This window comes from Paenibacillus sp. MER 99-2, from assembly GCF_023714095.1.
Lineage (GTDB): Bacteria > Bacillota > Bacilli > Paenibacillales > Paenibacillaceae > Paenibacillus.
Genome location: NZ_JAMAUZ010000003.1, coordinates 328,993 through 352,756, shown reverse-complemented (window position 1 = coordinate 352,756; position 23,764 = coordinate 328,993). Strand labels below are relative to the sequence as shown.

Below are 23,764 nucleotides of genomic sequence, written 5' to 3'. Positions count from 1 at the left end.
CATCGGAAATCGAGCAATGCCTTCAGAGCCAAGATTCCATCCATTCTCCAGACAGCAGAACACAGTCACCTACAGGTTCAGGAACGCCTGTAACGTTCGATCAGACAGACGGGGAATATACTCATGTCCATACTCATGGTACACAAGTAACTCTTTGTCCGACTGAATCCGATTGTACACGGCAAACTGAGTAGATGGCGGACAGATCGTGTCCGCAAGCCCAGTTACGAACAGCACCTTGGCCTGAATTCGATCTGCCAGATTCGAGATGTCGATATACCCGAGTCTGGAGAAGATAGCATCCTCCCGCTCATGGTTCGGGTCAAATAATCGGAAATAGTACACCAGCTCTTCATACGCTGAACTTGCAGCGCCTAGCTCCCAGGCATGTCGATAATCCGATAAAAAAGGATACACTGGCACCGCCAGCTTCACACGCGGTTCAAGGGATGCACAAGCGGTGGCTAATGCCCCACCTTGGGAACAGCCATACACGCCTACACGTTCTTCATCGACGTGTTCCATGGACATCAGAATGCGTACCGTCTGCACGGTATCAAGGAACACGTTGCGGAAATACAGCTTATCCGGATTAGGATCATCGATGCCCCGGATAATGTGTCCACGGATCGTTGTGCCTTTCACTTGCAGGTTGTCCTCGGAAAGCCCGCCCTGTCCACGGCAGTCCAAAGCGAGTACCGTGATGCCATGGGCAGCGTATGCAATCTTGTCGAACCAGTCGCCGCTATCACTGGAATATCCGTGAAACATAGCCATAGCTTGCCCTTTGGCATTAGCAGATCCGGCGATTGGCCGAACCAGCTTACCATGGATGCGTGCTCCGCCTACACCTGTGAAATACAGGTGGAAGCACTCTGCAAGCGGTGATGTAATGTCCGCGGGCACCAGTTCATATTCGAGCGATTGCGCGTTTAGCTCCGCGAGCGCACGGCTCCAATACGCATCGAAATCATCCGGTTTCGGACTGCTCCCGCTGTATTTTTTCAATTGTTCTATCGTTGTCTCACCCATGTGTCCCTCTCCATTCATATAAGTACATGTTCATAAGTAACTTCTTGAAATACCTCTATTAGCGTAAAGAAAAGACGCATATGAGGATATCGCTGAGATTCATCTTCACATACGCCTTCGACTTGCGCTCTAACACTATACTTTCATTCAGTGATTCTTAATGATCTTTCAGCACATTGAACGAGCATTGAACATGTTCCAATTCACATACTCACACCTGCGTAGGAATGCCTTGATAAAATTGCTGGATGACACGCTCTGCCGGCTTGCCATACACACCATAACCATCATCGGTTAAGGCATCCTTCTCTGCATATAAATGTGCGCTCCAATCCCACAGTCCGAATCCGCGTACCCACTGACGCTGACTCACATGCCGGAACATGGCTTCATAGAAACGTGACTGTTCTTCGCTACTCACTTCACCTTCAAGTCCCCAATCGTTCGGCACCTGTGCCGAGCCACTGCGGCTGGGGCATCCAGCTTCCGCGAAGAAGAAGGGTTTGCCATAAGGAGCAATCTCCCGTTCGATCCGATCGAGCTGTGCCTCCCAATCCCCGATGGGATAGTAACCACTGGAGGAGATCACATCCACGGCATCCCACCATTTCACATGACCTTCCTGATATTTGTCCGTATTGTACGACACTAGGCCTGAATACACCTCGCGCACAGCGGCAATGACATCACGCCACTCCTGATCTCGGCGCTCAGACTGCACCATCTCACAGCCAACGATGAACATCTCACATTTCTCCTGCTCCGCAATGGCTGCATAGTGCTGCTGAAATGCAGTGTAACTACGGAACCAATCCTTCCATTTCGGCTCACACGGCACATCGATATCAAAAAAATTAATATGTGCACGCCATGTACCGTCTGTACAGTTAACCGTTGGCTTCAGAATGACCCGTAGCCCGAGGGTTCGGGCATATCGAATCATATCGACTAATTCGTCATCCTCGACCAGATGGTCTCCTCGATACTTCACTTCCACAGCTTGTGGATGATCCTGATGTGCCGCCAGTGCAAAAATAACATGTGAACTGCCTGTTCGCTCAGCCAGTAAACGCAAGGATTCTTTCGCTTCTGGCTTACGGAAGGCTCCCTTGCCACTCATCCAACCAAATGTAAATCCCTTGATGTAATCCATATGCATTGCTAAGGTAAAGCCCCTTTCATGTCAATTACAGCTTGCCTTCCTCACGATCTCCAGCGATAACTTCATCCGTCTCAATCACATAATTCACAATCTCATCGACAGTTGTGTAAGCTACGCCAACATAGGTATCGGCTGCGCCATAATAGATCGCGATGCGTCCAGTCTCGGCATCATGCAATGTTGCGCACGGGAAGACCACGTTATCAACAAAACCTTGCTCCTCATACCATTGCTCTGGCGTTAATACGAAGTTAGATGAACGATATTTAACTTTGGACGGCTCATCCAGATCGAGAATAACCGCACCCATGCTATATACAAAACCATTGCAAGTTCCCGTTACACCATGGTAGAACATCAGCCAGCCTTCAGACGTCTCGATCGGTGCAGGTCCGCCGCCGATTTTGACAGATTGCCACCAACCTTGGCCGCCTTTGCTCATGACGTGACGATGTTTGCCCCAATATACGAGATCAGGGCTTTCGCTCAGGAAAATATCGCCAAACGGCGTATGTCCACTGTCACTTGGTCTGGACAGCATCACATAGTTATCATTGATTTTACGCGGGAACAATACACCATTGCGGTTGAACGGCAGCATCGGATTTTCCAGACGTACAAACGTTTTGAAATCGTCTGTCTTTGCCAGTCCCAGTGCAGCGCCGTAGAAATCTGTACACCAGATGATGTAATACGTATCTTCTACCTTCACCAGACGTGGATCATACGCATAGTTCGGCATGAATGGTTCGCCTTGTTCATCTACAAAAGCAATGCGCTGCTCTTCAATCGTCCAGGATAACCCGTCCTCACTTGAGCCCATATGCAGATGTGGACGACCATTAATCGTTTCTGCACGGAATACACCGATGAACTTACCTTCGTAAGGAACAACGGCGCTGTTAAAAATACGGGCAACACCCTTCACCGGATTACGTGGCACAACGGGATTCGCGGAGTGTCTCCACACCGGTGCATCCAGTCCCTCCGGTTTATCTTCCCACGGCATATTGGGCAAAGCGTCCCCAACAATGTGTACCTTTTTCGTTTCAGCAACTGTCATTTTTCATTTCTCCCTTCGGATTTTATTTCAGCATTCATTCACGATTTTTATTTCACGGAACCTTGCGCGAAGCCGTTGTAGATGTATTTCTGGAGCATCAGGAAGATGATCATGGTTGGAACAATGGCGATCATAATCCCGGCGCTAATAACCTCCCACTGTGATCCGAAGGGTCCCTTGAACTTGAACAAGGCGGTGGATATAACTTGCAAACTGTCCTTCGGCATGTACAGGAACGGTGTATAGAAGTCATTGTAGATGTTCACGCCTTTGACGATAATAACCGTGACAATAGCCGGTTTCAGAAGCGGTAGAATGATTCTCCAATAAATGGTGAGATACGAAGCGCCGTCCAGCATGGCGGATTCATCCAGCGCACTGGAGATGGAGCCCAGGAATTGCAGGAAGATGTATACGGCAATGATATCTGTACCCAGATACATCACAATAGCTGCCCAGCGTGTATTGAACAGGTCGAGGGCGTTAATGATCTGGAACGTAGCGACTTGTGTCGTTACGCTTGGGATCAGGGTAGCCAGCAGGAATGCAGCAACCATAATTTTTTTGCCTTTAAATTTGAATCGATCCAGTACATACGCAATCATGGAACCGGTTAAGGTTGCACCCACAATCGAGATGAGAAGGATAATAATTGTATTTTTGAAACCAACGAGCATATTGCCGTCCACAAACGCTCTGGAATAGTTGGCAAAGTTCAGCCAGTCGGCTGGCGGTGTAAGCGGGCTGGTAGTCGCATATTCAGCATTGGTCTTGAGGGATGCGAACAGGATCACCACGATGGGCAGAAGCGCAATAAACGCTGCGAGAATTAGCGAAGCATACTTAACGATGCTTGCAAGTGTGTATTTGACTTGGTGCACGTTTATTCATCTCCTTTCATGGTGACACGCTGAACGAGCGTAACGAGAATAACGATCAGAAGCAGCACAACGGCCATGGCTGATGCGAGTCCCAGTTTGCCGTACTTAAAGGCCAGATGAACTGTCTGAATGACAAAGGTCATACTGCCGTTGGAACCGTCCGTCATAATATATGGAATATCGAACGCACTGATTGCGCCGCTAATCGCCAAAATCAGATTGAGCTGCAGGATGCGAGTAATACTCGGCAGGATAATATGGCGGAACTGTTGCCAACGGTTGGCACCGTCAATATCCGATGCTTCGTATACATCTTTCGGGATGGAAGAGATGGCACCTAGGAAAATAATAAAGTTAAATCCCATGTATCTCCATACGGATGCACCTGCGAGAGACACGTTAATGATGTTCGGATTACCGAGCCATAGCTGGGTGTATTGTCCAAGTCCAACGGCTTGCATGATGGTATCGAGTGTACCGTCCGGTTTGAAGAAGAACAGGAAGATGAATCCGATCGCAACACCATTTAATAAGTAAGGGAAAAATAAAATGCCTTTGAAGAAGTTTTTACCACGGACCTTGAAACTTAGTATCGTTGCAAAATAAAGCGCCAGACCCATCTGTACAAACGTGGCTACGAAATAGTACAGGCTGACAATAAATACTTTAAAGTACTCGGGGTCTTTAAAAATTCGGGTATAGTTCTCGAATCCAACGTAGTCGAACCGTTTGCTGTATCCATTCCAGTCGGTAAAGCTGTATTTGAACATGTTGATAACAGGCAAGTAGGCAAACGTGAACAACAGTGCCAGCGGAATGATCGAGAAGGCACATATAATAAATATGCGTTGCGCTGAGTAGCCCCAGTTGGATAACTTCAAGTATTTCATGCTCTCCACACCTCCAAGCGGTTCTACCGCTTTGTATCAAAAACTCTCTATAATATGCGGAATAACTGCGGGGAGCGGTTTATAGAAAAACAACCTTCAAGTTTCTCGGTGCCAATCCTTAACCGTATACTCCCCGCAGTACATCTGCTGTTCAATACACTTGCCTTGTTTTAAGCGCGCGTTCAAAAAGGTCGGTTTTCAGTACCGAGAAGATGGGATGAAGATAGAAATGGAGTAGCGGAGCGTAGATTAAGCTACGTGAGCAACGGACATTTCGGCTGAATCCCATATTCGACGCTGAGATGCCGCAAGGCATCCTTCGTAATCAAAAGCGGACTTTATTGCGCGACTTCTGCACGTGCTTTTACCCACTTGTCATTGAGGTCTTTCATGATGTCGTCATACGATTCACTACGGTTGCCGATGGCTGCTTCGATAATGCGTTTCTTGAAGTCAGGCTGCCAGAGACCAATTTCACCCTCGTTGTCGATTTTGTCCATCAGGCCTTCTTGACCCTCTTTGGCAGGAGTCAGCGTAGAGAACTGTACATCTTTGTATTGATCCAAGATTGGTGGCAGTTCGGCGCTCTTGTCTGCACTCATACCTCCACCTTGTTCAACTGCATAATTGGACTTCTCAAGGAACCAGTCAATCCATGCTTTGGCAGCAGGTTTGTTCTCGCTGTTCACATTCATACCGATGTTGTAATCGGCTGACAACGGAACAATGACATCACTAGCATTCGTAGGGAAAGGCAAGAATCCGATGTTATCCGGTGTATCCGTTAACCCTTGAATCTGTGTAATTGCCCATGAACCCAGCGCCATCGTTGCGATTTTGCCATTAGCCAAATCTGCTTTGGAGCTTTCCCAGTCTGTCGTGGTTGGATCTTTCTCGATCAGACCGCTCTTGGCTGCATCATACAGCACTTTGTACAATTCATAGTGCGGTTGTCCTGGAACAAAGTTATCATCCGTATTCGGTTGATCCACGTTAACGTAATCAATGCTGCCTGCAACGGTTGGCAGATCAGCTTCCCATTGTGTCAGCGCCCAGCCAGAAGCATAGTTCGTATAGAGTGGAATCGCATCTGTGTTGTCTTTCACCAATTGAAGCGCTGCCTGGAATTGCTCAGGCGTCTTAGGTACTTCAGCGATACCTGCATCCTTGAACACTTGTTTGTTGTAAATGATGCCGGAGAATGTGATGACTGTAGGAATACCATACACTTGACCATCCACCATACGCTCTTCGATCGCTGTGTATTTATCTTTCAATTCATCGTAAGTACCTAGTGGTTCAAAAAAGTCAGGGATATCGGCGATAGGAACACTCGTCGGAATCATCAGTACGTCACCATAATCCTTGGTGCTCATCCGAATTTTCACTTGTCCTTCATAATCCGCCAGAGCCTGGAAGCTCACTTTCACATCCGGATACTCCTTATTGAATTCAGCTGCGTAATCTTTGAATACGGTATCAACAATATCTGTACGTTGCGTCAGCACGGTGATTTCGCCCTTAATATCCGCAGGATCAGTACTAATTTCCTCTCCCGCTTGCGAAGATCCACCTCCTGATGAACATGCAGCAAGCAGCGAAGTAATGAGCAGCATCGTTAGCAGCATCATCCAGCCTTTGTTTTTTCTCAATTGTTTCGACCCCTTTCATAAATCTGTTAAGTTATCGTTAAGGTTACAAGTTCGATTCTATTATGGTAACGCTTACGTGTCAATTGATTTATTTCATATCTTTTATAAAAATTTAAGTCTGAATCCGTTGACAAGGAAATTTTAGCGCACTAATATTAACCTATAAAGTTAACGATAACTTAATTTATTTTTTTTTTATATTTTGCATGCTACTGAAGGAGCGCTCTGAATGACTGTAAATATGATTCAGCTTCAATCCGAAATAACGGAGCATTGGGAGAAGAAGATTTTACCTTTCTGGTCTAATCTGAAGGATACAACGAACGGTGGGTTCTACGGTTGGGTCGGTAATGATCTTCAAGTGGATCGCCAGGCACCAAAGGGCGGGATCGCTACAGCACGGCAGCTCTGGTCGTTTGCAGCAGCCTACCGCGTAACCGGGCAAGACATCTGGCGTGAGCACGCCGAACATGCTTATCGTTTTCTCGCAGACCATGTGATCGATCCGGAGTATGGCGGGATGTACTGGATGGTCGATGCTGTAGGAAATCCACTGGATACGAGTAAACATGTCTATACGCAATCGTTTGGTGTATACGCATTAAGTGAGTACTACCGGGCGACCGGAGATGATTCAGCACTGGAACTTGCGAAAACGCTTTTTGCTCTGATTGAGACGAAGGGATTGCACTCGGATATACCTGCCTACAGGGAACAATTCGATCGATTCTGGAACGAACAACCGAATGAAATGTTAAGCGAAAACGGGGTCATTGCGGATTATACGATGAATACACATATCCATGTGTTAGAAGCCTATACCACCCTCTACAGGGTGTGGCCGGATGCACAGGTGAAGGCGGCGTTGGAGCGCCTGCTCGCTATACTGTATGAACGTGTATACGACCAGAACACGAAGTTTCTCGGGGTATTTTTCAACAAACAGTGGGAATCCATCATTGACCTACGCTCGTTCGGACACGACATCGAAGCAAGCTGGCTGATTGACGATGCCCTGAATGTGCTGGGACTTGAACAACATCCCGCGTACGCCGCGATGGTTACAGATATCGCCTACAACATCTCGAACGTCGCTGTACAAGCGGATGGATCACTGATGAATGAACAAGAGGGCGAGCATGTCGATGAAACGCGGATCTGGTGGGTTCAGGCCGAAGCCATGGTTGGATTCTATAACGCATATCAACGCACGGGTGATCCACAGTTTCTTGAAAGAGTCGAACGGCTGTGGGCCTACACCAAAGAACACATCGTTGACCATCGCGCAGGTGGGGAATGGCATTGGTCGGTTGATGGAAACGGTACACCCGATCAGCACGAGGTTGCCGGGCCTTGGAAATGCCCGTATCACAACAGCCGATTTTGCATTGAATTAATTGAGAGGATGGGATAAGCATGATACACCCGAAATACAATGAGCTATTGGAGAAACAGGAGCAGCTTCTGTCACGTTCTAATGAGATCGATTCTTCCTTCTACAACGGCGTATATGATCGGTACCTGTACCCCGTAATCACCCGCCATCATGTGCCTTTGCACTGGAGATTTGATCTGAACGAAACGACCAATCCACATTTCATGGAGCGACTGGGCATCAATGCAACACTGAATCCGGGAGCCATCTACTTCAATGGCAAATACGTTATGGTGATCCGGACAGAAGGGCTTGACCGCAAGTCGATCTTCGCTCTCGCTGAAAGTGATAACGGGATTGATGGGTTTCGGTTCACAGGTAAGCCGTTAGTCTGGGAAGATATCGATAAGGATGAGACCAATCAGTACGATATGCGACTCGTTCAGCATGAGGATGGTTGGATTTACGGTATCTATTGTTCAGAGCGTAAAGACCCAGATGCCCCTGCCTTCGACACATCCAGTGCGGTCGCTCAAGCTGGGCTTGTACGTACCCGTGATCTGGTCAGCTGGGAACGCCTGCCTAACATTACAACGAACTCCCCTCAGCAGCGAAATGTTGTGCTCCATCCCGAATTCGTCGGGGGCAAATACGCCTTCTACACGCGTCCACAGGACGGATTTATCTCAACAGGAAGTGGTGGCGGCATCGCCTTCGGTCTATGTGATGACATCCTGAATCCCGTTATCGATGAAGAGACCATCATTGATGAGCGTAAGTACCATACCGTATATGAAGTCAAAAACGGACAGGGTCCTGCCCCAATCAAAACAGATCGTGGCTGGATTCATATTGCACATGGTGTGCGTAATACAGCAGCTGGCTTACGTTATGTGCTGTACACTTTTGCCACAGATTTAGCTGATCCAGCTAAAATTATCGCTAAGCCAGGCGGACATTTCATCGCACCTTATGATGACGAGCGTGTGGGTGATGTATCCAATGTTATTTTCTGCAATGGTGCTGTCGTTAATGAGAAGAACGAAGTCTTTATCTATTACGCGTCCAGCGATACTCGTTGTCATGTGGCAACAACAACGCTGGAACAACTGGTTGATTACACATTCAACACACCTGCCGATCCATATCGTTCTCTGGACTGTGCTATCCAGCGTGCTGATCTGATCGAACAGAATGAGAAGCTTCTGCACGTTGTTCAAAAGTAAGCTTCAGATTCCAGCACTTCAACAGAAGTAATAAACTTCACATGGGTGCAACCGTCTTCATGGGAACGCAATTTATGCTAAAAATCGTAAAAATAACAGCCGGAATTGCTTTATTCGAAGGAAGTAACAGGGTATACTATTAGTGCGTGTTCAACAAGGTCGGTTTTTAGTACCGAGAAGATGGGATAAAGCTAGAAATGGAGTAGCGGAGCGTAGATGGAGCTACGTGAGCAACGGACATTTCGGCTGAATTCCATCTTCGACGCTGAGATGCCGCCAGGCATCCTTCGTAATCAAAAGCGGACTTTTTGAACTACCTCTAGTATGGATTGTTATTATGTTTAAAAGAGTGAAACCTCATAATGACAGCACATTGTACTTAGACCAGCTTGAAGGAGGCGACCAAAGCTGAAGAACAATATCACCATGCGGGATATCGCCGACAGGCTCGGGGTCAGCAGTGTGACCGTCTCGAAAGCGTTGAATGATAAAGATGGTGTCAGTGACGAATTAAAAGAAAAGATTAAAGTGCTTGCCGTAGAGATGGGCTATCGGTATAATGCCACTGCCCGCTCTATGAAGGAAGGCCTAACTCATAATATCGGGGTAATCATCCCTGAACGTTTTACCGGACCTACGCAATCGTTCTATGTACGCGTGTTCCAACGCATTACAAGACACTTAGAGGATCAGGGCTACTACGGTATTCTGCACATTCTTAATGAAGAGGATGAAGAAGGATTAACGTTGCCCAAGCTGTACAGTGACAATAAGGTCGATGGCTTCATCGTGCTTGGTCAGATCAGCAAAGAGTACATTGAACTGGTGCGCTCGATGGATGTCCCCAAAATGTTCCTCGACTTCTACGATGAGCATTCCGATATCGATTCTGTTGTAACCGATAACTTCTATGCTGCTTATGAACTTACGAATGTTCTCGTACAACAAGGACACCGCAGTATTGCTTATGTGGGCAACCTATACTCCACCAGCAGTATCCAAGATCGCTTCCTCGGGTATTACAAATCACTCTTGGAGCATCGCATGCCAATGAACCCTGAGCTCATCCTGAATGATCGGGACGAACGCGGAACATTCATTGAGATCGATCTGCCTGATTCTCTGCCTACGGCGTTTGTCTGTAACTGTGATCAGGTCGCTCATCTGCTTGTTCAAAAGCTGACATCGATGGGTATTCAGGTGCCTCAGCAATGCTCTGTTGTTGGATTCGATAACGATATCTATGCCCTGCTCTCCGAACCTAAACTCACGACAGTTGAGGTCGATGTAGAACAGATGGCACGTACCGCTGTTCAGTCGATGCTGAAGAAGGTCGACAACCCGAACCGCAATTTCGGCCGCGTGCATGTGAAGGGCAACATCATCTATCGGGATTCCGTTAGTGCTGCGCCTGAAACTCTGGAGATTCAATCGCCAACTTCGATATAAAAGATAATAAGTGCTTCCGGCCATAGTGGCTGGGAGCACTTTTTTTGCTTGGTTCGTTCACATATTTTCTTAATTAACGCGCATAGATACCTTTGATTTGTACTTGGGAATGGAAATATTCTAAATTTCACATTGACTAATCATTGTATCAAGTCTAGATTAGGTACATACATCTCATATTAACAATAATAGTATATATTGGTTTTTATTTTAAATTTAATATTTTATTACATACTTCAATCTTATTAGAGAGAACATAGTAGATCCTGAATCCATATAAAGCGAAGGAGAACAAGGATAGTGGCGAAAAAAGTAGTTATTCTACCCCATTGGTTCAGAAGCTTGTTAAAACAGAACAAATTACATTTATGTGTATTGCTTCTCTTACTCATCATTATTGGTGCTTGTGAAACACTCACTCCAATTATTATTCAAAGATTTATAGACAATGCTACAACCAGCGCAGAGGTTTTGCAGCTTTTCCAGTTAGCCATTAGTTTTTTGGTCATTACTTTTTTTAACTATGTATTAAAATTACTAAATGCTTATTACTCTAATAGAGTAACCTGGAACATTTGCGAAGAAATTCGTATTACATGCCTTAATAGAATGAAACATTACGACAAAGCTTTTGAACAAAAATACGGTGTTGGCAAAATAATGGATTACCTCTCAACAGACATTTCAGAAATTAATTATTTTATTACCAGAACATTATTGCCCACAATTATAGATGCGGTAACTATGCTTGCGATTGTGATCGTAGTTGTTAATGAAAGCTTCGTTCTAGGCCTGTTCTTTATCACTTACTTTAGTTTTGCATCCTTTGTTATTTATAAAACACAAAATAAAAAAAGCAATGTGTTAGGCAAAGAGAGATCTGTTGAATCTGAGATTTCAAGTCTGATCAATGAAATTGTATTTGCAAGAAAAGAAATCAAAGCTATGAACGGAGTTAATGCTTTCACATCCAAGCTTGCTTCTTCTATGGACGAATTATTTCCTTACAAATTAGCTTCGCAAAAGTATATTTATACGATTTGGATTATTTCTCTATTTTTCATTTCATTAACCAATGTATTAGCTTTGGGATTAGGTGGGACACTCTACTTCTTTGGGGTTATTTCTCTAGGCACCGTATATTTGGTGTACAACTACAGTCAACAACTGAAGCAACCTCTTGAGACCATCCAGTATCATATCAATAATTATCTACTAGTAAAGCAAGCTATGAGTAGGTTGACTGATATTTTGGAGTATCAAAGCAGTGTAGCTCAAGGGAATCAACATTTGCCTGATGAATTAGTAAGTGTAACTGTGAAGCAGTTAAGGTTTTCCTACGAAGACGACAAGTCCGTACTAGAAGATATCAACTTCACTCTTGAGGCTGGTGAATCTCTGGGTATTATCGGTGTCTCTGGCAGCGGGAAAAGTACGCTAAGTTTGTTGCTAACTAAGCAACTACCTTGTCCTAATCATAGTGTGTATATCTCTGGCGTTGATATCAATGAATTAAGTTTGACAGAGATCCAAAGACATATTTGTCTGATGAGTATTAACGATAAGTTATTTGAAGGTTCATTAAAAGATAATCTAACTTTATTTGATGATGGGATCTCAGATCACCAGGTACTGCACTTCATAGAAAAGTATCAATTCAAGCAAATAAGCCTTATTTTAAGCAGTTTGAGCAAAATGATTTGCTACACAAAAAAATAAATTTACAGGAATTATCAGTAGGCGAAAAACAGCTGATTTATCTTTTCAGGTTGGTTTTCAAACCAAAAAAACTAATCATCTTCGATGAGGCGTTATCTAATATTGATGAGAAAATCGAATATTATTTCTTTGATATTTTGAAAGAAATCAGTGAGAATACGACTTTAATTATGATTTCACATAACGTTGAGCGACTGAAAAATTGCAACAATATCATTGTTATGGAAAAAGGGACGGTCATTGCGAACGATAAAGCACACACTGTATTAGATAGACTTGATAGACAACGGTATGGTTTGCATTTGTCAGGGGGAGAAGCATGAGTAGTACAAAGGATTCTATTAATAAGTCGCTTCTTTTAATCACGCCTAAGCAATACACGATTACTTTTATATTGGGGTTAGTTAGCAGTCTGATCCCTCTATTACTCGGTTGGGTTATCAAAATTGTATTTGACCAATTAAATAATAATTATTTCAAGTCTTTGTCATTACTATTGTTAGGCATTTTACTTCTCATTGTGCTTCAAAATTTCTTATTCTACCGACTGGGCTTACTTGAAACCAAGATTCGTTTTCGAGCAAGCAAAACTATGGTGGTCTCTTTCATCAATAGAATTTTACTTAACGAAAATAAAGCAGATGTGACTGCCTCAACCGCATTAACAATAACTAATAGCGATCTCAAATTAGTTGAATACAAGTTATGCAGCATACTTGAATTGGTAAATAAAATCATATTTTTTATCGTAGCTTTAATGATCATGTGGACGATTAATTGGAGATTAACATTGTATTCGATCCTTCCGCTTGTCTTGTTTAATATCGGCATTTATTTTGTCAGAAACAAATGGAAAGATAAGTTTGCAGATAATCGTACGGCCGCTCTTAACTATCAACAATTTGTACATGACGTTATGTCCAATAGGGATACGTATAAGTATCTGGATCAAGAGAATTTACTGAGTAATCGATTGAAATGGTTGGGTAAGAAAAGTTTATCCACCCAGTTGAAACAAACTCTGTTCTCCTTCTCTATTACTACAGGGGTCACATTTGTTAATTACCTAAGTATCTTTGTCGTCTTAATGCTGTCTATTCGTTATCTAAAAAGTGGCGAGCTCTCCATTGGTGACCTTACACTCTTTATTAGTTATATTGGCTTTGGGTTTGCTTATCTAGACTTATTTGCAGCCGTACTGAATTCACATAAACAAACCGAGCATATTGTGAATAAAGTTGATCATTTGGTTGAAAACAGTAACCTAGGTACCTTTAGCAAACTAAACGTCGGTTATCAAGACAACACAATAGAGCATCACTCGCATTTAATTCTTAGAAACTTCGCAATGAATTGTAATCATGAACCCCTCCCCAATTTAGTTATCCCAAAAGGTTCTTTAGTCGTCATCTCTGGAGAAACTGGGATGGGGAAATCCACATTCATCAATGCTCTGTTAGGCTTCTCATCATATAGCGGTCAAATCATTGTGGATGGGACAATTGTGGACAATTTATCAGAGTATCAAATAGGGGTCGTACCTCAACGTTATAATTTATTCAATCTACCTCTAATCGATAACATTACGCTTCTTAAAAATGCGGATCAGGCTCAACCAGCACTTCATATGGCCAACATAAAAACAGATCGTATTTTCAACATTTCTGATGAACAATATTTGGGAGTCTCAGGTAATATGCTTTCAGAAGGCCAAAGACAGCGAGTGGCCATCGCCAGAGCTGTTCATCATGGTAAGGATTTTCTCATGCTGGACGATGCATTCAGTTATCTTGATAAAAACAATAGATATGAAATTTTCGAAAAGATAAGAAATACGAAAGCTACCAAATTCATTATCTCGAATGATATGAATTTCAAGAGTAAAGCAGATATTCTTTTGGAATTGCATGAAAGGAATATTGTATTGGTAGAAGACCTACATTAGGCTGTAATGACATCATGATTCAGGTTTGTACGTGCACTGGTCATAAAAACTAAACAAGCTACCTCGTCAAGAACTGCGGGGTAGCTTGTTTGCTGCTCACCATAAGCCTGAAGTTTAATAGCTTGTCTTCAACCAATTATCCTTGGACCAGGTGAGCTTGCCTGCACCTGCGCCGTTGGAGGCTGTGAGACGTGCATTCAGCGTGGAAGGATCATCCACCTGATAACTGTATGGAAGGGCTGAGAAGCCGTTCCAGGAGAATGGTTTCACCACGGCTGGAATTGGCTCGAGTGGACTGCCAGAAGTATCACTACTGCCACGGAACGAGCTTCCATCCAGCGAATAGATCGTATCCGTTACACGGATTTTGCCCGTATATGTTGCATCTGCTGGATTGGTCTGATTGTTACGAACCGGGAACTGCACATCCTTGATGACCGATTTCTCAACGAGAACTGCTCCGCTTTCGGTCGAGATGGCACCATTGCTGATGATATCAAATTTATATCCTTTAGATGCAATGGCAGTTGCCATGGCAGACGTAATTTTGGCTTTGGCAGCCCGCGCTGCCGTGGCATCCATGACAATGTTATAAGCATGTGCATTGCCTCCGCGCAGACGCGGCATCCGATCCTGAATATCCTTGTACAGATTATGATGCAGCGTCATGGACAGATTGGCGTTCGCGGATTCAAGGCTCGTTGAACCAACCAGATGTCCCTTTTTCTGTGGTCCGGAGACGGCGATAATGTCCGCTTTACTGAGACCCACCGCACTGCTGCGCAGGTAGTTGTACATCGGATAGGAAGCTTTATTGGCTTCCAGCTCATTGATCTGCTGCGTAACCCAACTGTTTGCGCTGCCGTCATCGCCCTTGAAGGTAGACCAGGAGATGGTCACGCCGCTGGTTCCTTTTTTCGAATCAACGAGTCCGTCATAGGCTTTGTTAAATGTACAGTGATCAATCCACACACCGCTGCTCTCCTCCAGAGTGATGTAATCCCAGTCATTCTTATCGTAGTCACCCTTGGTGGATTCATCCCACTCCCAGAGCTCATCAAATTCGAGATTACGGATAATAACGTTGGAGCTTCGTTTCACGCTGATGGCAGCATGTTTAATTTTGGAACCGTTGGCGGAGAAAATAGTGAGTCCGTTAAAACCGTCAATCGTAATCTTGCTTACGCCGGTCTGTTTCAATACAGGGTGCGTTAAGGCATCATTGTGTTTGGCAAAAGGTGACGTCTGCGCTGCACTCGGAATCTCGTTCCACCCTAAATTCAGATCATTCATAATCTCCACCACTTTGATGCCGGAGTTCTTCTTCAGCGCTAGCGCAAGGTCAGTCGCATTGTATACCTTCTTATACGTGGACGTGTTCGACTCACTGATGATACCACCGCCCGTGTTACCTTGGGAGAATCCCGTGAGATTGTAGTCTGCATTCCCCGCTGCCTGCACACTCGCAGGACCCGACATTAGTGTGAGCCCCAACGTTACAGCCAAGGCTGCACTGCACCAGCTTCTTAATTTTGTTCTCATCCCATTCATTCCTCCCATTTCATAATTATAAGGCTCGTCCCTCGCTGCCATACCGTGTCATGAAGGACATGTCCTCACTGTATATTTTGAAAGCGATTACAACAATAATCCTAATCTCACATCCATGTGGAAAAACCAAATGTGGTAAGAGGTTATACTGTAATCAACTATGAATCGTATGGGTTTAACTTGGTTTCAGGATGACTACATTTCCGATATATATAGTTAAGTCCTATTTCCTGTGATAAAGTGAGAGAGCAGCAGGCAATTCCACATTGTGGATAGAGTGTATGAATAGGACAAACAGCCGCTGACTTATCTATAAGAGGTTGTTCAAAAAGTCCGCTTTTGATTACGAAGGATGCCCTGAGGCATCTCAGCATCGAATATGGGATTCAGCCGAAATGTCCGTTGCTCACGTAGCTCCATCTACGCTCCGCTACTCCATTTCTAGCTTCATCCCATCTTCTCGGTACTGAAAACCACCCTTTTTGAACACGCACTATAAGTTACATAAAATGGAGTGAAGCAGATGAAGTTTAGAAAGATGCTCTTGTTATCGTTTATTTCTATTTTTATTTTTGGCAATTTGGGCCTTCACAGCGCAATTGTGCACGCTGCTGATTCCCTTGAATTCCGGGAGCACGATGATTTAATCAATATTCTAAAAGATGGTGATGGAGAAAACCGCGTCTTCGGATTTACAACGAAGAACAAGTTGACCGCATCCAATACCACTTTGCGCTTGTATGTCAATGCGATAGAAGTGGACTCCAAGGACTATGTTGTGGATTATGCCAACTATAGCATCACCTTGAATAAAGCTCCCGACAGAGGCGCCGAGATTCATATTAAATACGGCATTATTCCGGGATTTGAGTGGGGAGAGGGTGGCAATATTGGTGTTGCCTTGCCTGAGGGAGATGGCTCCACACGGAATTTTCCAGTGTCGTTAAACTACACGCTAAATTCAACCAAACAGATCAGTCTGTCCATTGACCAAACGAAGGTAGCCACGTCCCGATTTACCTTCAACGCCACAACGAATACCGTAACCTTATCCGAAAAACAGCAGGTCCCGCACTCCGGTGCCAAAGTCTATTTCTATATCCCTAAGGCTTCTATTTCCAGTAAACCCTCTCCTTCTGAAGAAGTGATTGAGAGTCCAGTCTCAAGCGGCGCTGTAGACCCGCCCCCTGATCCAGCATCGGGTAGCCCTTCGGTAACGAGTCCGAGTCCAACTCCAAACAAACCATCGGAGCCTCTTGTTCAAATTCCAACAGGAGAGAGCTATCCCGGCAGTATTACGATCAGATCAGGCAATACCATTACCATTAAACTGTCTGAATCAGCCTCCGTTTCCGGTTACACCTCCTATTTGATGGTGAAGAATGCAAGCGGACAGGTTGTTAGGCAAATAAAGATTGAGCCAGGAAAGACCTCCAGTTTCTCACTAAGAAAGCTGGGGCTTCCAACAGGCGGATATTATTTTTACCTGAAATCGGCCAATCAGTCAGTCGAATTGTCTGCTTCTATTCCTCAATTCGTTACAATCAACCATAAGCCAAAGAATATTCAGGTGTTTATTGAAGGTGAGAAGCAGGTTTACAAGCAACCCCCGACCAATTTCAAGGGGAATATACTCGTGCCTCTTCGAGGAATCTTCGAATCATTGGGAGCCAATGTTACATGGAACAGTTCCACTCAAACGGTTACGGCAATTAGAGAAGGCAGGACTATCGTGCTGACGATTGGCTCTAAAATTGCCTACATTAACGGTGTCGCTGTAACCTTAAGTGCAAAACCACAGATCATTAACGGCGTAACCATGGTGCCTCTACGGTTCGTCAGTGAAGCATTCGGAGGTGAAGTAGAGTGGCACGGAGAAGCTGGTTCGGTTACCATTTTTCTAAATAAGCCATCCATTCCTACATCTGCTGAAAGCGAAGAACCGGCTACGGGAGCAACAAAAACAACAGAATCTGGGTCTTCAAGTACCTCGCCTATTTTAAATAACATATCGAAGGGAATTAATACTCCCTCTGATATTATATTTGTTATAGACGTGACGGGCAGCATGGGTGAAGTGATCGACTACATCAAAGAAACGGTCAAGAGCTTCGTTGATTCCGTACCTGCCGGTTCGAATTTTGCGGTTATTTCCTATCGGGACGTTAACATTTACAGAAATGGCGATTACAATTTGAAGTCCTTTGACTTTACCCAGGATAAAGATAAGTTAAAGGGGTATTTGAATACATTGGTGGCTTCTGGCGGAGGAGATATAAAAGAATCTGGACTGGAGGCTATTAACTTAGCTACTAATAAGCTCTCGGAGTTCAGCAGCGACAACGCCAAACGGATTATATTCATTACCGATGCCCCTGTCCATGATTCACCCCCATTGTCTTCCTTTAGCATTAAAGGAATAGCTCATAAACTGAAAGCAGACGAGATTGTATTTGATGCCATCGCCCCATCATACGGTGATGCCTACAGACAGATTATCCAACTCGTTAAAAGTACCCCTGGCGGAGCTCTATACGATATCAAAGATGCTTCGGTACTCTCGCTGAACAAGTGATACGTTAGCTGTACGATCTCTCCCATTCATAAATGAAAAGAAATCCCGGACATGATGTGCCGGGATTTCTTTTTATTCGCGGTTAGGGTAGCGCACAAATATGCCAGAAAAGGCATTGGCGAGTTTTTTTGATTCTACCGTGTTGCATCACTACAAGTTATCGCTTAATAGAACGTGTCCAGAAGCCACCGTGGAATTGTTTGGGCTCCACTGTAATAACGAAAGCTTTGGGGTCTAACCCGAGAATCGTCTGGTAGAGCAGCTTTTGGTTTTTGCGTTTCGCCAAAATCTCCATAACCAGCCTGTCCCCATCACGACCACTGCCTACCCATGCGGTAACACCATATCCTTTGTCTCGCAGAGAGTTGGCAACATTGCCGTCCATCTGATTACAGATCACCTTCACCGTAACATAGCCAAGCGCAATCTTCTCCTCAATCCAAGCACCTAGTAACACACCAAGTCCATATCCCACTGCATAAACGATGAGTGCAACCGTCTGATCCAGGTAGCTCAGCACCAGGTTCAATCCGAGTACATAGATCACAATCTCTCCCGTACTGATCAGTGCTGCGATGTATTTCTGTCCCTTAAGTGTCAATATCATACGCAGCGTGTACGCCGATACGTAGACAATTTGAATCAGGAAAATAAAAACGAGTATTTTAAACAATTTGCATCCCTCTTTCCTAGGACATGTCTGAAAACTCCGAAGGACACAGACTTTGCCGAATTTTCGTGCCAAGTTAGGAAGTTTTCCGCAGGCGTGCCGGGGCACGTCAAGGGAAACTGACGCAGCATGGGGCGAAAAAGCGGTGAAAGATGTACTTCAGCGAGTTTGGAGACACGTCCTAATAATCAGACCTGTTACTGCCGGCCTAAGTTCCTGATACTCCGTTTGCTCTCAGACTAACCATGTATTATTAATTCTTATCTTCATCATTGGACGTTGTAGTGTGTTTTTAAACGGTCTACTTACAATCTGTATGGTGCCAGAACTGCCATTATAGAATTGTTTACTGTGATTATCAACCCGGCAACAGACCTAGGGGCGAAAGGCTCTATCACTGAATATGCTGAAGCATCAGTAATCGCCGAACACCATGGGACACACCATGCGAACAATCGATACCTATCAACGATAAATCAAAGGGGGGGGAGCATCCATGCAGCTATGGCAGGAGATGGAGCAGGAAGGGATGGAAGAACTCCTATTTTGTCACGACCCAAGTAGCGGGCTGAAAGCAGTGGTCGCGATTCATAGTACGGCTCTTGGGCCAGCGCTCGGAGGATGCCGCTGCTGGACATATGCCTCAGAAGAGGATGCAATCCGCGATGCAATCCAGCTTGCTAGAGGTATGACCTATAAATCAGCCGTTTCCGGTCTGCCTTATGGCGGCGGGAAAGCCGTTGTCTGGAATATCCCTACGGAGTGGAAGGTGAGCACTTCCCCTGTACAGCCTAAATCCCAAGCTAGTTCTTCTTACCCCATGAAGAATGTGGCCGATTCCGATCAACTTACCACTCCCAACAACAACACAGGGCGAGCCCATATCTTTCGAGCACTTGGACGTTTTCTTGAACGGCTGAACGGTCGCTATATTACCGGTCTTGATCTAGGCACCACGTCCACTGACATGGATCAGATCCGATTGGAGACGGCCTATGTGACCGATATGACCGGCTCACTGGGCGCGCAGGATGACTTCACTGCCGAGATGACCGCTTACGGTGTGTACACCGGCATCGTAACCTCGCTAAGTCATCAAGGCATCGCCACATTGCAGGGCATTCCCATTGCTGTCCAGGGACTGGGCAAGGTTGGGTATGCCCTGTGCCGTCACCTGCATGGAGCCGGGGCACGGCTCATCGTGGCAGACGTTGTACCGGAGCGTGTACAACGTGCCCTTCTGCAGTTCAGCGGCGCCACCTCGGCCGATCCGGCCCATATTCACGCCGCTGACTGCAAGGTGTTCGCCCCCTGTGCCCTAGGGGGCGTGTTAACCCCGGCAACGGTGGAGGAGCTGCGCTGCTCCATCGTTGCCGGGGCGGCCAATAACCAGCTTAGCCAGCGGCAACTGGTTATTGGCCGGATGCAGGCGCGCGGCATTCTGTACGCGCCTGACTATGTGCTGAATGCCGGAGGCATCATCAGCACTGCCTACGAGCTGGAAGGCGCACAGCCGGATATGATCCGCCAGAAGGTGGCGGGCATTGCGGATACGCTCTCCGCCGTATACCGTGACGCAGCAACAAGTGGGATATCCACTGTTGAGGCAGCAGATCAACTGGCTGAAGCCAGACTAAACAGCACAACACCTCATTCATGATCGAAGTGAGTGAAGCACCAGTCACGGCGCCTTGTTTTATATTAAAGGTGAGCGACGTTTTCAGACTCCGTTCACGTATGCCATCCCTCTTCTGTTGTGTTTAGCTTCCTTTGGCAAGAGTGGTATATGTCAGAAAAATCCTGCAACGCTGTGTCTGTAACCCGCAATGTTGAGTCTATAAATAGAAGTTGATTCAGATACGTTGTGGCGGGTACCCTTCACAAGCCATAAATTTCATAATACTGAGAAGCCAATCGATTCCAACGAATTGTCGACTGGCTTCTCATGTTCTTTTACTAATATACATCGCATTCTTATCCTTGCCAGCATCCAACCAATTCCGTGAAGCTTCCTCATTCGGAAATAATCTCCGCATTTCTTTTGTTAATACAGGATCAAGTGAAAACAGAATTGAGCTCATCAGCACTCCTATTTTGCTCGACTCCAGCTGACCTAAGATCTTAAATTAGTAGCATTTGCATTGTAGTAGTAGCATGACAGTAGTTTGGTTGCATTAGTATCGTAGGTTTGCATTAGAGTTGTAGTTTTGCATTACAGCTTCAGAATTTTACTACAAATCTAACGAACCTGAGACCTCTTATATGGAGCAAATAGCTCCCCGTTGAAATCTAACGAATCCTAGGCACGTTATTTTACTGAAATGCCCTTGAAATGGGCGAGAAACGTTTGTTTTCAACTCGATAGTGTGTGTGAGATTCGTTAGATTTTAAACGAGGCTAAATTAGGCTAAATAAGGTGTGTGAGGTTCGTCCGACTATGGGGATGGGATATAAAAGTGAAGTGGACTGTTGCACTTCTACCCAAAAATAACATTGGCTTGAAAGAAATACATTCCAGGGCAGACTCAATCAGAAAGTTGTAGGCACGTCGTGCGGTAGCGCCTCCATTACTGAGGACACGACGTATAAAACGCTTGAAGTTCCCCGAATGCTTGATCACATGATCAGAGATAAATTCACAAACACAAAGCATTCCGTATCTATCATTTCATTTACTTTGTTTTCTTATCTCATCTACAGGTCGTGAGTTATTGCTGAGGGAATCGTGGAACTCAGGGTGAGACGGTGGAATCAGAGTTGTTGCGTTCCAACGCAAATCGTAATGTGACATCAATTTTTATCCGTCGGAAATCCATCACATACGCTACGTTGAGTACAGCACAGCATAACAAAAGAAGCCAAGCGGATTCGAACAATCCCTCCTTGGCTTCTCTTTCTTTACGACTTTTATCTTAATGAGCTGTCACTTTACGAGCACTTCTCACCGGATATAACAGCGTCCAGAGCATCGCATTTGCTATAACGAGCAACGCAATGTATATCCAGATTCCCGCCGGTAAGGATTGAACGTAGAAGTGTATCCCCGCAAACAAACCCAGCACTGGCAAAGCCAGCAACACAAGCCATCCATCGCTTTGCTGTGCCATACTGAACGACTCCGAGAACGGAGGTTTACGTAATAACAGTTTGCTAGTTAACGGAATGAGCGCTGTACCTGTCAGCAGGATGATCACAATGTCCGGTACAATTCGCAGGCCAAACGCCCAGAGGAACACAACCGCATTGATCATAAAGACTGGCATAAACATATTGCACAGAAAGGCTTTTAACGTCCCACTGTAGAGCACATGATCATTGGCAATTGGAGCCGCGCGGAATGTCCAGAACGCCTTGTAATGCCCTGAATATTTCAGCATCATCACCACAGTTACTACGACAAACAACATAATGTATAAGGTATAGAAGAGTGCACTTTCCCGCAATTCAGCCCATGAGGAATCCTGCATAAACGTAAACCAAAATATATATGGCAATACGAGAGACAAGCCAATGCTAGGATACACTTTAAGCTTGAACTCACGCTCGTTACGCATCATGTTGGCAGACAATCGGAAGCAGGCCTGCTCCTCCCGTGTACGACAGAACATTCTAGCCATGATTCGATCCAAGCCTCCACGTCTGCGGCCTGAGGTCTGACCGGCGTGAGCCATTTTCTCCAGATACAATTCAAAGGATGGCATAAGCTTCACATAGATCATTAGACTGATAATTGGAACAACAACAGCTAACGCCGAGAAGACATACAGCCATGAGTTTCCACCCCCGCCGAAGACCCACTCAAACACAGCCGCATACCACATCGGAGGAAGGAATAACTGCCACCAAGCCGGGGTAAATACCATGTTGAAATCAATGATGCTAAAGGAACGAATGACGAGTTGATACCCTACGGCAATGCCGACAGATAATAGAATCTGCACCATGTTGATCATATCCTTCAGCTTCTCGCCGTCCAAGAACTTCATCATGAACAGATAGACTAGAGAGGTGGTCACCAGAATCAGCATATTGATCAGAATAAGAGCCACGGCAAATAGTACAAAGAATCCAATCCCATAACGAACGAGCGTTGCTGCCAGTGGAAGAATAGATAGTGATCCTGTTAATAACAAAAGATAGATTCCCGCGTGAATGGCACGAGCCGTGCCGATGGTGCGGGCATTGACCGGCTTAGTCATGATGATATTCCGATCCCGGATATCCAGCAGTACAGAAGAGAAATCGGAAACCATAGACGTCATAATCATAAACATTAACATCGCCGTAACAATACTCATCTGCAGCATGTAGTGCCCCGTATCCCAGACAATAAAAGGCACCATGATTAGTCCCATTAAGACATATAACCATAATGAGCGAAGGTATAGATTCCCCTCTTTTTGTTTCTTGTTCCCATAATTATTCGACAAAACCGTAGGAACTCGGCGCTGATCCATCTGGAACTTCACTCGCAAAATAAGCCGCAATACATCGTAATCCGCCCCGGTTCGCTCAATCACATGCCGGAAACGATCCAGAACCTTGAGCGAGCGGAAATCGGAGGACTCCGCCAT

General features: G+C 45.1%; 17 protein-coding genes. 8 read left to right on the top strand and 9 right to left on the bottom strand.

From position 1 onward, the window contains the following. Positions 1–69: 69 nt before the first annotated feature. The 6 genes from M3636_RS16605 to M3636_RS16580 all read right to left on the bottom strand — a co-directional run bounded on the left by M3636_RS16605 (position 70) and on the right by M3636_RS16580 (position 6,680). Positions 70–1,032 (bottom strand): acetylxylan esterase, encoded by a 963-nt coding sequence (locus M3636_RS16605; protein WP_251383257.1) that lies wholly within the window; start codon positions 1,030–1,032, stop codon positions 70–72. 211 nt (positions 1,033–1,243) lie between these two features. Next, entirely contained in the window at positions 1,244–2,185 is a 942-nt protein-coding gene (locus M3636_RS16600) for a glycoside hydrolase family 113 (RefSeq protein WP_251383537.1), read from the bottom strand. Between the two features lie 34 nt (positions 2,186–2,219). Then, positions 2,220–3,257: a glycoside hydrolase family 130 protein gene (locus M3636_RS16595; protein WP_128104005.1), complete on the bottom strand. Its 1,038-nt coding sequence runs from the start codon at positions 3,255–3,257 to the stop codon at positions 2,220–2,222. Between the two features lie 47 nt (positions 3,258–3,304). Next, a complete protein-coding gene (locus M3636_RS16590; protein WP_128104006.1) occupies positions 3,305–4,138 on the bottom strand; it encodes a carbohydrate ABC transporter permease in 834 nt (277 codons plus the stop codon). A gap of 2 nt (positions 4,139–4,140) precedes the next feature. Continuing rightward, positions 4,141–5,028, bottom strand: a complete 888-nt coding sequence (locus M3636_RS16585) for a carbohydrate ABC transporter permease (protein ID WP_056703492.1) — start codon at positions 5,026–5,028, stop codon at positions 4,141–4,143. A gap of 338 nt (positions 5,029–5,366) precedes the next feature. Further along, complete coding sequence (locus tag M3636_RS16580; protein WP_251383256.1) at positions 5,367–6,680, bottom strand: ABC transporter substrate-binding protein; 1,314 nt, start codon at positions 6,678–6,680, stop codon at positions 5,367–5,369. Positions 6,681–6,921: 241 nt separating this feature from the next. Between M3636_RS16580 and M3636_RS16575 the strand changes: the two genes are divergently transcribed. From M3636_RS16575 to M3636_RS16550, 6 genes are all read left to right on the top strand, one after another. Further along, on the top strand, positions 6,922–8,094 hold the full coding sequence (locus M3636_RS16575) for an AGE family epimerase/isomerase (RefSeq protein ID WP_251383536.1): 1,173 nt from the start codon (positions 6,922–6,924) through the stop codon (positions 8,092–8,094). 2 nt (positions 8,095–8,096) lie between these two features. Next, entirely contained in the window at positions 8,097–9,281 is a 1,185-nt protein-coding gene (locus M3636_RS16570; RefSeq protein WP_239291163.1) for a glycoside hydrolase family 130 protein, read from the top strand. Positions 9,282–9,707: 426 nt separating this feature from the next. After that, positions 9,708–10,730: a substrate-binding domain-containing protein gene (locus M3636_RS16565; RefSeq protein WP_128104009.1), complete on the top strand. Its 1,023-nt coding sequence runs from the start codon at positions 9,708–9,710 to the stop codon at positions 10,728–10,730. 300 nt (positions 10,731–11,030) lie between these two features. Beyond that, positions 11,031–12,449 (top strand): ABC transporter transmembrane domain-containing protein, encoded by a 1,419-nt coding sequence (locus M3636_RS16560; protein WP_251383255.1) that lies wholly within the window; start codon positions 11,031–11,033, stop codon positions 12,447–12,449. Continuing rightward, positions 12,431–12,772 carry a P-loop NTPase family protein gene (locus M3636_RS16555; RefSeq protein WP_251383254.1) on the top strand — a complete coding sequence of 114 codons (342 nt, stop codon included), beginning with the start codon at positions 12,431–12,433 and terminating at the stop codon, positions 12,770–12,772. The genes M3636_RS16560 and M3636_RS16555 overlap by 19 nt, the downstream gene beginning before the upstream one ends. Then, a complete protein-coding gene (locus M3636_RS16550; RefSeq protein WP_251383253.1) occupies positions 12,769–14,394 on the top strand; it encodes an ATP-binding cassette domain-containing protein in 1,626 nt (541 codons plus the stop codon). Before M3636_RS16555 ends, M3636_RS16550 begins: the two co-directional genes overlap by 4 nt. Before the next feature lie 114 nt (positions 14,395–14,508). Here the strand turns inward: M3636_RS16550 and M3636_RS16545 are convergent, their stop codons facing one another. Then, complete coding sequence (locus M3636_RS16545; protein ID WP_251383252.1) at positions 14,509–15,936, bottom strand: pectate lyase family protein; 1,428 nt, start codon at positions 15,934–15,936, stop codon at positions 14,509–14,511. A gap of 532 nt (positions 15,937–16,468) precedes the next feature. Here M3636_RS16545 and M3636_RS16540 point away from each other — a divergent pair. After that, complete coding sequence (locus tag M3636_RS16540; RefSeq protein WP_251383251.1) at positions 16,469–18,520, top strand: stalk domain-containing protein; 2,052 nt, start codon at positions 16,469–16,471, stop codon at positions 18,518–18,520. A 157-nt stretch (positions 18,521–18,677) separates the two neighbouring features. On the opposite strand, the gene M3636_RS16535 is transcribed toward M3636_RS16540, so the two are convergent. Further along, positions 18,678–19,193 carry a DUF2179 domain-containing protein gene (locus M3636_RS16535; protein WP_090903135.1) on the bottom strand — a complete coding sequence of 172 codons (516 nt, stop codon included), beginning with the start codon at positions 19,191–19,193 and terminating at the stop codon, positions 18,678–18,680. Between the two features lie 493 nt (positions 19,194–19,686). On the opposite strand from M3636_RS16535, the gene M3636_RS29560 reads away from it, so the two are divergent. Continuing rightward, positions 19,687–20,850 carry a Leu/Phe/Val dehydrogenase gene (locus M3636_RS29560; protein ID WP_285858979.1) on the top strand — a complete coding sequence of 388 codons (1,164 nt, stop codon included), beginning with the start codon at positions 19,687–19,689 and terminating at the stop codon, positions 20,848–20,850. Between the two features lie 1,252 nt (positions 20,851–22,102). Here the strand turns inward: M3636_RS29560 and M3636_RS16520 are convergent. Beyond that, positions 22,103–23,764, bottom strand: coding sequence for a hypothetical protein (locus tag M3636_RS16520; RefSeq protein ID WP_251383250.1), 1,662 nt, complete (start codon positions 23,762–23,764; stop codon positions 22,103–22,105).